This is a genomic window from Acetonema longum DSM 6540, assembly GCF_000219125.1.
GTDB classification, from domain to species: domain Bacteria; phylum Bacillota; class Negativicutes; order Sporomusales; family Acetonemataceae; genus Acetonema; species Acetonema longum.
The window spans coordinates 1-10,038 of sequence record NZ_AFGF01000068.1 but is presented as its reverse complement, the minus strand read 5'-3'; the positions used below and the strand labels follow the sequence as shown (position 1 = coordinate 10,038).

Genomic DNA, 10,038 nt, shown 5'->3' with positions numbered 1-10,038 from the left:
CCACAAATTCTGATACAGCGCCCCCGCAGGAGGCTGAAAGTGACGCAGATGAGCCCTTTTTCAACGGTCTCCTTGAATTTCCCCTTTTTTTCATAGGTAGCAAGGAATAGTTTAGTCAGGAGTAGAATTATATGGTAGTAAAAGAAAACACTGGCAAGGGGGATGATTGCTATGGCTCCTATCTCTGATGAGACCATGATGTTTCAGGTGGATGGCGCAGAAACCAACGAGGCGGCCAAAACGATCGTCATCGTGTACCAGGCGTTGAAGGAAAAAGGCTATAATCCCATCAGTCAGCTTGTGGGATATCTTTTATCCGGGGATCCTACCTATATCACAAGCTATAACAATGCCCGCACCCTGATTCGCAAACTGGAAAGAGATGAAATCCTGGAAGAATTGGTCCGTTTCTATATGCGAGAAAAATAACGGTGATACATATTTTGGAGGATCCATGCGCACACTAGCCCTTGATGTGGGAGAAAAGCGGATCGGCGTCGCGGTAAGTGATGCATTAGGGCTTACGGCCCAAGGTGTTGAAGTCATACAACGCAGCAGCCTGGAAAAAGACCTGATCAGGTTAGCGGAGTTAATCCGGCATTACCAGGCGGAAATCTTACTGCTTGGCTTTCCCAAAAACATGAACGGATCAGTGGGCGACCGGGGACGGTCGGTCCAGGAGTTTGCGGCCTTATTGCAGAAGCGCTTTCCGGCTATAAAGATACAGCTATGGGATGAAAGACTCTCAACAATTGCTGCCGAAAGGACTCTGCTGGAGGCAGATGTAAGCCGTGCCAAACGCCGGCAAGTGATTGATAAAATGGCTGCCGTCTTCATCCTGCAAGGGTATCTTGACAGCTTACCGCGCACTAAGCTTACATAAACTGTTCAACGGTCTCCTAGTGAATTCTTGCTTGACAGGACTGGTTTTCTCGTATAAAATGGCAATGAATGTATATAAAGATGAGGTGTGACAATTAATGGCCGATTTCGAAAAGGACGACCTGGATGAAATGGAAGACGATGTAGTTGTTGTAATAACTGACGAAGATGGTAACGAAAGTTATTATCGGGAAGAAATGATCATCCCGGTAGGCGAAAAGAAGTTCGCTATATTAGTCCCGATTGATACCGATGACTGCGACTGCTCCGATGATCATGATCGTAATTGTGAGTGTTGCGGCGATGACGGGGATGCTCTGATCGCCCGTATTGATACCGATGAGAACGGTGAAGAGATCTATATTGATCCTACAGATGAAGAATATGATGCAGTGCTTCGCGCCTATGAAGAATTACTGGACGAGGAAGAATAAAAGATTGAATTTGAACCCGGGCTCTGTCCCGGGTTTTTTGTGTTGGATTTTCCTGCTGGCAAAGGAAGAAGGATTTTGTCATATTAGAAAGAATTCTCATTATACAGCATATGGCCTGGCACATATCTATGTAGGTTGCTGCTGGCAGAAAGGTATAAAATTGCATTTTGGATAAAAGCTAATTATACCGTTTCCAGTCATGTGGCATTAGTAGTATGAGTCAGAGATTGATCAATGCTGGTTTCTATGATATTATAATATTTTAACCAGAATTTTTCACGAAAATCGCCACATTGAAAGGTGGTAGCAACATGTTGAAAAAGATAAAGAAACTTCGCTGGATTTTGGTCGGCCTGGCAATTTTGATTAGTATTTCAGGTTTTCTGCTGGGGACAGTCGCCTACGATTTAGCTCAGCCTGTCAGCACGATCATCGCCAATCCGATTATTGTAACGGTAAAACCGGGAATGTCCGCTCGCGACATAGGCGATATGCTCTATGCGAAGGGGCTGATAAAAAATGTTTTTCTCTTCCGGGTTGTAGCCAGAATCGAAGGAATGGAGAACTCACTGCAAGCGGCGGAATATGCTTTTACTCCCAACATGTCGGTGCAGCGTATGGTAAAGATGCTGGCTACAGGGGAAATCAGCTACCGGCAGTTTACCATCCCGGAGGGGTACACTATCAATCAAATTGCCACCCTTCTGGAGGAGAAACAGCTGGCCGATGCCGTCAAGTTTAAAGAATTGGCTAAAGACTTGGCACCCTACGAATATATCCAGCATAGGCCGGAGTTGGCCTTTCGGGTGGAAGGATTTGCTTTTCCCGATACCTATAAGGTAAAACAAGGGATTACAGAAGAACAATTGCTGCGGATGATGGTTTACCAGTTTAATGAACAGTTCACTCAGGCTATGCGTGACAAGGCGGCGCAAATGGGACTCTCTATTTACGAGGTGATTATCCTGGCCTCTTTGGTGGAAAAAGAGGCGCAAGTGGAGGCGGACCGCCCCATTATTGCAGGCGTATTCCTGAAACGTCTGAAAATGCATATGCCGCTGCAATCCTGCGCCACTATCCAATATATCCTGGGCTATCCCAAGCCTGAACTGACTATAGAAGATACCCAGCTTCCTTCCCCCTATAACACCTATCTTCATATGGGACTGCCTCCCGGACCTATTGCCAATCCCGGCATTGCAGCTATCCAGGCGGTCTTAAATCCGACCCAAACCGACTATCTGTATTTTGTGGCTGACAGTAGCGGCAGACATCATTTCAGTAAAACCTATACCGAACATTTAGCCGCTATAAGCAGGGTCAGCAACTGATCCTGCTTATAGCTGAGGCTCTTAATTATGAGGATTGCATACTATGACGGACATAGCTTCCCTTCTGACAAACATCCGGCGCTACGCTCAGGATACCCGGGTACCGATCCTGGCTGCCGCCTCGGAACAAGTCCTTATCGAAGTCATTCTTGCGCAAAAACCGGCCAGGATATTGGAAATCGGTACAGCCATAGGATATTCCGCCTTGCTGATGGCGGCCCATATGCCGGCATCAGGCCGGATTATTACGATAGAAAAGGATGCTGGCCGCATCATCCTGGCGCGACAGTTTATTCACCAGGCTGGCATAGATTATGAAAACAGGATTACCCTGGTCGAAGGCGATGCGGCGCAAATAATCCCGGGGATAGCAGGACCATTTGATTTAGTATTTATTGATGCGGCCAAGGCTCAATATTACAATTATCTGACGGCAGTGTTGACTCAGCTTTCTCCCCGGGCGGCGGTTGTGGCTGACAATGTTCTGTTTCGCGGCATAGTGCTTGACGGGCAGCCGCCCCGGCGGTTTCGCACTATTGCCACCAGGATGAAACAATATCTTGATTTTGTCAGTCGTGATCCCCGCTTTCAAACAGAAATCCGAGCAGCGGGAGACGGCCTGTCAATTTCCTATTATCAAGGGGATCTGGTATGAAAAAACCTGAACTGCTGGCGCCGGCCGGCAATCTGGAAAAACTTAAAATGGCTTTTCTCTATGGAGCGGATGCTGCCTATCTGGGGGGCAAAGCCTATGGCCTCAGAGCTTTCAATGACAATTTCTCGGAAGATGAAATCGCCGAAGCAGTGGCGTTTGCCCATAACCTAAACAAGAAAGTCTACGTTACGGTTAATATTTTTCCCCATAACGAAGATTTGGCCGGTCTGCCCGAATATATTCGGCAGCTGGACAGAATCGGCGTAGACGGTCTTATTATTGCCGATGCGGGCGTTTTTCGGATCGCTAGGGAAGCGGCGCCTGAACTTCCAATTCATGTTAGCACCCAGGCGAATAATACCAACTGGTCTTCCGTCTTATTCTGGCAGAACTTGGGAGTCCGCCGGGTGGTATTGGCCAGAGAACTGTCCCTGGAGGAAATTCGTGAAATTCGTTCTCACGTGCAGCTGGAACTGGAAGCTTTTGTCCATGGCGCCATGTGCATTTCCTATTCCGGCCGCTGTCTCATGAGCAATTATTTTACCGGCAGAGACGCCAACCGGGGTGAATGTACCCAGTCTTGCCGCTGGAAATATCATTTGATGGAGGAAACCCGTCCCGGTGAATTTTATCCGGTACTGGAAGATGAACGGGGGACCTATATCTTTAATTCAAAGGATTTGTGCCTGTTGCCGCATATCCCTGATCTGGTGAATAGCGGTCTCAACAGTTTTAAAGTCGAAGGGCGCATGAAAAGCGTTCATTATGTAGCCACGGTGGTGAAAGTCTATCGGGAAGCCATTGACAGTTTTCTGCAGGATCCGGCTCACTACACTGTCAGGCCAGAGTGGCTGGCCGAACTTCAGAAGATTTCCCACCGGGACTATACCACCGGATTCGTTTTTGGTAAAACCACTCACCAGGATCAGATATACTGGTCAAAAAGTTATTTGCAAACCCATGATTTTATCGGTCTGGTGAGAGAATATGATGCCGCACGGGGCTGGGCGGTTGTGGAACAGCGCAACAATATGAAGATCGGCGAAGAAATTGAAATAGTGCAGCCGGGAAAACCGCCATTTGTGCAGACTCTTTCAGCTATGACCGATCAGGCGGGAAATTCGATTGCGGTAGCGCCCCATCCTCAGCAAATCGTCATGCTGCCGGTTTCTCAACCCATCGTTCCTTATGCCATGCTGCGGCGAAAGGTGGTGAAACCCAGCGATGAGTAATTCGGCGGGAACAGTATTGGCGCGTCTGGAGCCAAGGCATATCACCTATTTGAGCCGGATTATGGAGGGGTATGAATATTTTGGCGTAGTGACCACAGTGGACCGCGCCGCCGGATTGGTAAAAATCCGGGCCACTCCTGATACTGCCGGGGATGTCAGGCGTATTTTAGTCAGCCTGCCCATTCATGTTGAGCTTTGCAGCGGACAGTCTGAAACGGAATAAAGCCGTCAATGGATTAGATTAGGGTCTATCAAAAAATGCCATACTATCATCTATGAGGTGATAGTATGGCATTTCATGTTAACCGTATTTATCATTTGGTCTGGATTTTTCTTTTCTCTGTAATATTGCTGATCGGACGATTATTTTATCTTCAGATTCTAGAGAGCGATCAGCTCAGCATCAGCGCCTTAAAAGGCCGCATACTAGAAGTGCCGCTTGCTCCGCCCCGGGGCGATATTCTGGACCGATACGGTCTGTCCATGACCAACATCATTCCAGAGACCCGGCTGATTATTTTTCCGGCTCAGTTGATTGATTCTCCCCGCGTACTAGCTGACTTAATCCCTATTATCGGCGCTAAAGAGGTTGCAATTATTGCTCGTTTGGCCCAGAATACCGGACAGCCTTTTTCCTGGAGAATTCCCGATGACCCGGCGGTGATCCGGCAATTGCAGGCAAAGAACATTCCGGGGGTCGTTCTGACCCGCATTAATGCCAGATATAGCAATTTGGCGTCCCATGTTATTGGTTATATGAATGCCGCAGACAATCAGGGAGTCAGCGGCATCGAGCAGGCTTATGATCATGTTCTGCGCGGTTTGCAGGCTTCCTATGTGGCGGCGATGATTGACGCCAGCCAAAAGCCCATACCCGGTCTTGGTTTCCGCAAAGTAGGGCCAGCGGCCAGCGCAGATTCCGGTCAGGTAGTACTCACCCTTGACCGGAGCATACAGTCAGTTGTGGAAAGGGTACTGGACCGGCACATGGAAAAAGGTTCAGTAGTGATTCTTGACCCTCGTTCCGGCGAAGTATTGGCCATGGCATCCCGTCCGAATTTTCGCGCCGAACAGTTAAGCGAATATTTAAATCTGACTGCCGCTCCTCTGATCAACCGGGCGGTTATGGGTTATCAGCCCGGTTCGGTATTTAAACTGGTGATTGCCGCCGCTGCCTTGGAAGAAAAAGTGGTTCAGCCCAATCAGATGTTTTTTGATGCCGGCTATATCGACGTAAATAATATTCGTTTTCAAGGCTGGGATTATGAGAAGGGAAGCAGAGGGCAGATTACATTTACCCAAGCTCTGGCCTATTCCAGCAATCCAGTGTTTATTCAGGTGGGGCTAACCCTGGGCGCGGAAAAAGTCATTACCTATGCGCAAAAATTCGGCTTCGGGCAGTCGGTCGGTTTGGCGATTAAAGACGAAGTTGGCGGCAATTTGCCCAATCCGGGGCAGGTTTATGCCGGCGATTTGGCTAATTTAAGCATTGGGCAAGGCATGCTGGAAGTGACACCGATCCAGGTTGCCTCCCTGGTGGCGACTCTGATTAATGACGGGATCAAAGTACAGCCTCGATTGGTTAAAAAGGTAGTGGAACCGGGCGGCAGGCTGCAGGAGATGCCTGCCGCCCGGGCTGGGGTCAGAGTGGTTTCCGCCAGGACAGCTTCAGCCTTACGGGAAATGATGAAAGCAGTAACATCCTATGGCACCGGCGTGGCGGCACAAGTCGATCGCTACGGTTCTGCCGGCAAAACCGGCTCTGCAGAAACCGGTAAGACGGGCGTCAGCGGGAAAAGCATCAACCATGCCTGGTTTGCCGGCTATGCGCCGTTAAATAATCCCCGCTATGTGGCGGTGGTTTTCATCGAGGAAGGGATGTCCGGTAGCGATGTGGCAGCGCCGATTTTTCGTGAAATCATGGAAAATCTCTTGCAGTAATAGTTCAATCAATATTATAATTTATTTCATGTGATGGCAGGATAATCTAGCTCTTAGAGCTAATAGTCTAAAAATGGTCATCAGGTCATCGCAGGCAGAGTTTGGAGGAATGTGACATGTCGGCACGATTGCAGCGACTTAGAGCTGAGTTACCGGCGCATGGATTAGACGGAGTCATCATCAGTAAACCGGAGAATCGCCGTTATTTCAGCGGATTTACCGGGTCGGCGGGGATGCTCTGGATCAGCGGCTGCGACGCCAAACTCCTTACGGATTTCCGCTATATTGAACAGGCGACGGCACAGGCGCCGGGTTATGAAATTCGGCGGCACGGCAGCAGTATCTATGCCGCTCTGGATGAGGTTATTAAAACCGGGAAGCATGTTCGCGTCGGATTTGAGAGCGATGCGGTAACTGTAGACATATTTCAGCAGTTATGCAAGTCAGTCCCGGATGTTCAATTTACATCTCTTAAGCTGGATCATCTGCGGCAGCAAAAGGATGAGGCGGAACTGGCCTGTATCCGGGAAGCGGTTCGCATTGCCGACAAAGCCTTTACTCAGGTTCTTACATATATTCATTCCGGCATGCGGGAGTATGATGTGGCCGTGGAGCTGGAATATATCATGCGTAAACTGGGCAGTGAAAAACCGGCATTTGATACGATTGTAGCTTCCGGCAAGCGAGGCGCTCTGCCTCATGGGCAGCCTTCGGACAAGGTCCTGTCGGCTGGCGATATGATTACCATGGATTTTGGGGCGGTCTATCAGGGCTATCATTCGGATATGACCCGGACGGTTGTTCTGGGGAAAGCTTCCGCGAGGCAAAAAGAGATTTATGAAACAGTGCTGGCAGCCCAATTGACGGGCGTAGCTTCTGTGAGACCCGGCCGTTCAGGCAAAGAGGTGGATGCTCAATCGCGTCGGGTAATCGAACAGGCCGGATTTGGCGACTATTTCGGACATGGACTGGGACACTCAGTAGGGCTTGTTATTCATGAAGAACCCCGTCTGTCTCCTTATTCTGAGTCCATACTGCGGGAGAATACAGTCGTAACGGTTGAACCGGGCATTTATATCCCTGACTGGGGTGGCGTTCGCATCGAGGATATGGTAGTAGTTACCCCTGCCGGCTGTGAGATTCTTACCGCCAGCAGTAAACAACTTATAGAATTAGACGTTTGATAGGAGGATTTCAATGATATCGACCAATGATTTTCGCACCGGTGTTACGATTGAAATGGATGGGGATGTTTGGCAGGTTGTAGACTTCCAACATGTAAAACCGGGAAAAGGGGCGGCTTTTGTCCGGGCCAAAATGAAAAATGCCCGTACCGGCGCTGTGGTGGAGCGTACCTTCAATGCCGGTGAAAAACTGCCGAAAGCCCATGTTGACCGGCGCGAAATGCAGTTTTTATACTTAAGCGATGACATGTATCATTTTATGGACAATGAAAACTATGAGCAGATTGCTTTGACGGAGGAACAATTAGGCGATACCCGCCAATTTTTAAAAGAAAACATGAATATCGGCGTTATGCTTTTCCAGGGTTCGATCATGGGCGTGGAATTGCCTTATTCCGTAGAACTGCGGGTAGTGGAAACAGACCCCGGCATCCGCGGCGATACAGCTACAGGCGGCACCAAGCCGGCCAAACTGGAAACCGGCTATGTGGTTAAGGTCCCCCTGTTCATTGAAGTAGGCGACGTACTGCGTATCGACACCAGAAGCGGCGATTATGTAGAACGGGCTTAAGCAAACAAAATTTACGGCCTCGAATTTGAGACGTTCCAAAAGGTTCAGATGCTAGGTACGAGAGATGCTCTGCGTCTCCGTACAGTGAAGAACTCAAGGACTTTTCGGCTTATGGGAGGTTATCACTGTTGCCGCTCTCCCCAAAAGTCCTGTATTCTGATACAGCGCGACGAGGACGGGCGTGAGACTGTACGTTTGCAGGGTACGTCGATACTAGAAAGATGCGGAGCATCGTGAGAACAGGAAGAAAGCAAGTCGCTTTTCAACGCAGTCACAGCAAAAATATCGATTGCCTAGAATCCGAAAAGAGACGCCTTCTGACTGAGCCCGCCCGCAGGAGGCTGAAGTGACGCAGATGAGCCTTTTTCAACGGTCTCCTCCCTCCTGTAATTTTTTCTATACTTTTTGGGCAAAATAGCAGTAGTATAGAGAACATACAGGGGGGGTTTTACTGCCATGGGAAACGTAAAGGAAAAGGTAGCGTATTTGCAGGGGCTGACCAAAGGATTGAATGTCAGCGGTGAATCATCCGAAGGCAAAATTCTGTTAAATATGATTGATGTCTTGGAATCTTTGGCTCAGGAGATTCACTTGCTTTCTCACGATCATCAGGAACTGCAGGATTATGTGGAAACCATTGATGAGGACCTGCATGACCTGGAAGAGACAGTCTACGAAGACGAGCCGGCCGATGAGCCCATTGTGGAAGTCGAGTGTCCCCGTTGTCATGAAACCGTGACTTTTGGCGCCGATAACCTGGAAGATGAGGATGTCATTGAGATCACCTGCCCCACCTGCGGTGAAGTCGTCTACGAGAATACCTATGACACCGATGCTGATGATCTAATTGCTGTGGAGTCAAAACCACGGAACATCAATGCCGGTATCTAGCGACTAAAAGTATTTATCCTTAACATCCCGTTTCGCGGGATGTTTTTACTTTTTTAGACAGAAAAGACTCTGCAAAGCCGCTTTTCTCCTGTCATGAATAATCCGGTTTAATGTCCAAAGCGAGCAGTCGCTGGTACTGCTCCTGGTCCACTACGATTTTGTTGCGCTCCAGGCTGATATAACCCTGCTCGGCCAGCCGCTTGACGCAACGGTTGACGGTTTTTGTGCAAAAGCCGATTTCATCGGCAATTTGCTGGCGGGTTGAGGACAGACAAAGACTGGAATCCAAATTTTGCTGCTGGTAACAGGCAATCAGGTGCAGGGCAAAACGATCGATAGAATCTAAAAATAAAAAACTGCGGTTGGCCTTTAACTGAGCAAAGAGTTTTTCCGCCAGTAAACTGCAGACAGTCAGGGAATCGCTCGGACATTGGCGCAGCCAATCTAAAAACGTCTCTTTGGGCAGACAGAAGGCTTTGCAGGTTGTTTGAGCTTTCACGGTAATAGCATAATGCCCGTCGCCGGTAATAGCCTCCAGTTCGCCAACCATATCGAAAGCGGTGAATTTACTGAATGAATAATGGATGCCGGAGGGAAATTCGGCAAGGGCCTCCATTTGTCCGCTGACCACCAGATAAACCAGTGTGCTGGGGTCGTGGCCCTTGACGATAGGGGTATCCTTTCGCAGTGTCACCCAGACGGCGGCATCGCCGCAAACTTTGAGCATATTTTGCAGCAATTGCCTGATCGGGACAGGCAGGTCCGATTCATACTGAAACAGGGGATCGTTCGATGCCGTCATGGGCAATCCTCCTTAATCAGGAAATGTATGTATTTCTTTTTCCATACAAGGAGACATATGTCCTATCATTATTTGGCTATTCATAATAGAATTTTAGTAAAAGCTCCTGTTTCAT

At 48.7% G+C, this 10,038-nt stretch carries 12 protein-coding genes; 11 read left to right on the top strand and 1 reads right to left on the bottom strand.

Features of this window, described 5'->3' with window-relative positions; translation table 11 throughout:
• The first annotated feature begins 171 nt into the window (after positions 1-171).
• The 11 genes from ALO_RS08490 to ALO_RS08440 all read left to right on the top strand — a co-directional run bounded on the left by ALO_RS08490 (position 172) and on the right by ALO_RS08440 (position 9,121).
• Positions 172-429 carry an IreB family regulatory phosphoprotein gene (locus ALO_RS08490; protein ID WP_004094834.1) on the top strand — a complete coding sequence of 86 codons (258 nt, stop codon included), beginning with the start codon at positions 172-174 and terminating at the stop codon, positions 427-429.
• 25 nt (positions 430-454) lie between these two features.
• Positions 455-883, top strand: a complete 429-nt coding sequence (gene ruvX / locus ALO_RS08485) for a Holliday junction resolvase RuvX (RefSeq protein ID WP_004094831.1) — start codon at positions 455-457, stop codon at positions 881-883.
• A 97-nt stretch (positions 884-980) separates the two neighbouring features.
• On the top strand, positions 981-1,316 hold the full coding sequence (locus tag ALO_RS08480; protein WP_004094830.1) for a DUF1292 domain-containing protein: 336 nt from the start codon (positions 981-983) through the stop codon (positions 1,314-1,316).
• 311 nt (positions 1,317-1,627) lie between these two features.
• Positions 1,628-2,647, top strand: coding sequence for an endolytic transglycosylase MltG (gene mltG / locus ALO_RS08475; RefSeq protein WP_004094827.1), 1,020 nt, complete (start codon positions 1,628-1,630; stop codon positions 2,645-2,647).
• Between the two features lie 43 nt (positions 2,648-2,690).
• A complete protein-coding gene (locus tag ALO_RS08470; protein ID WP_004094826.1) occupies positions 2,691-3,302 on the top strand; it encodes an O-methyltransferase in 612 nt (203 codons plus the stop codon).
• On the top strand, positions 3,299-4,534 hold the full coding sequence (locus ALO_RS08465; RefSeq protein WP_004094824.1) for a peptidase U32 family protein: 1,236 nt from the start codon (positions 3,299-3,301) through the stop codon (positions 4,532-4,534). The genes ALO_RS08470 and ALO_RS08465 overlap by 4 nt, the downstream gene beginning before the upstream one ends.
• Positions 4,527-4,757, top strand: a complete 231-nt coding sequence (locus tag ALO_RS08460; RefSeq protein WP_004094819.1) for a DUF4911 domain-containing protein — start codon at positions 4,527-4,529, stop codon at positions 4,755-4,757. The genes ALO_RS08465 and ALO_RS08460 overlap by 8 nt, the downstream gene beginning before the upstream one ends.
• Positions 4,758-4,822: 65 nt before the next feature.
• Positions 4,823-6,475, top strand: coding sequence for a peptidoglycan D,D-transpeptidase FtsI family protein (locus ALO_RS08455; RefSeq protein WP_004094817.1), 1,653 nt, complete (start codon positions 4,823-4,825; stop codon positions 6,473-6,475).
• 116 nt (positions 6,476-6,591) lie between these two features.
• Positions 6,592-7,659, top strand: a complete 1,068-nt coding sequence (locus ALO_RS08450) for a M24 family metallopeptidase (protein ID WP_004094816.1) — start codon at positions 6,592-6,594, stop codon at positions 7,657-7,659.
• A gap of 13 nt (positions 7,660-7,672) precedes the next feature.
• Positions 7,673-8,230 (top strand): elongation factor P, encoded by a 558-nt coding sequence (gene efp, locus ALO_RS08445; RefSeq protein ID WP_004094815.1) that lies wholly within the window; start codon positions 7,673-7,675, stop codon positions 8,228-8,230.
• A gap of 456 nt (positions 8,231-8,686) precedes the next feature.
• A complete protein-coding gene (locus ALO_RS08440) occupies positions 8,687-9,121 on the top strand; it encodes a CD1247 N-terminal domain-containing protein (protein WP_004094814.1) in 435 nt (144 codons plus the stop codon).
• Between the two features lie 91 nt (positions 9,122-9,212).
• On the opposite strand, the gene ALO_RS08435 is transcribed toward ALO_RS08440, so the two are convergent.
• The gene (locus ALO_RS08435; protein ID WP_004094813.1) at positions 9,213-9,923 is read right to left on the bottom strand and encodes a Crp/Fnr family transcriptional regulator; all 711 of its coding nucleotides are present in this window, start codon (positions 9,921-9,923) and stop codon (positions 9,213-9,215) included.
• Positions 9,924-10,038: the final 115 nt, after the last annotated feature.

Coding starts and splice junctions, on each gene's coding strand:
- ALO_RS08490 (WP_004094834.1), top strand. CDS start 172: ATGGCTCCTATCTCTGATGAGACCATGATGTTTCAGGTGGATGGCGCA.
- ruvX (WP_004094831.1), top strand. CDS start 455: ATGCGCACACTAGCCCTTGATGTGGGAGAAAAGCGGATCGGCGTCGCG.
- ALO_RS08480 (WP_004094830.1), top strand. CDS start 981: ATGGCCGATTTCGAAAAGGACGACCTGGATGAAATGGAAGACGATGTA.
- mltG (WP_004094827.1), top strand. CDS start 1,628: ATGTTGAAAAAGATAAAGAAACTTCGCTGGATTTTGGTCGGCCTGGCA.
- ALO_RS08470 (WP_004094826.1), top strand. CDS start 2,691: ATGACGGACATAGCTTCCCTTCTGACAAACATCCGGCGCTACGCTCAG.
- ALO_RS08465 (WP_004094824.1), top strand. CDS start 3,299: ATGAAAAAACCTGAACTGCTGGCGCCGGCCGGCAATCTGGAAAAACTT.
- ALO_RS08460 (WP_004094819.1), top strand. CDS start 4,527: ATGAGTAATTCGGCGGGAACAGTATTGGCGCGTCTGGAGCCAAGGCAT.
- ALO_RS08455 (WP_004094817.1), top strand. CDS start 4,823: ATGGCATTTCATGTTAACCGTATTTATCATTTGGTCTGGATTTTTCTT.
- ALO_RS08450 (WP_004094816.1), top strand. CDS start 6,592: ATGTCGGCACGATTGCAGCGACTTAGAGCTGAGTTACCGGCGCATGGA.
- efp (WP_004094815.1), top strand. CDS start 7,673: ATGATATCGACCAATGATTTTCGCACCGGTGTTACGATTGAAATGGAT.
- ALO_RS08440 (WP_004094814.1), top strand. CDS start 8,687: ATGGGAAACGTAAAGGAAAAGGTAGCGTATTTGCAGGGGCTGACCAAA.
- ALO_RS08435 (WP_004094813.1), bottom strand. CDS start 9,923: ATGACGGCATCGAACGATCCCCTGTTTCAGTATGAATCGGACCTGCCT.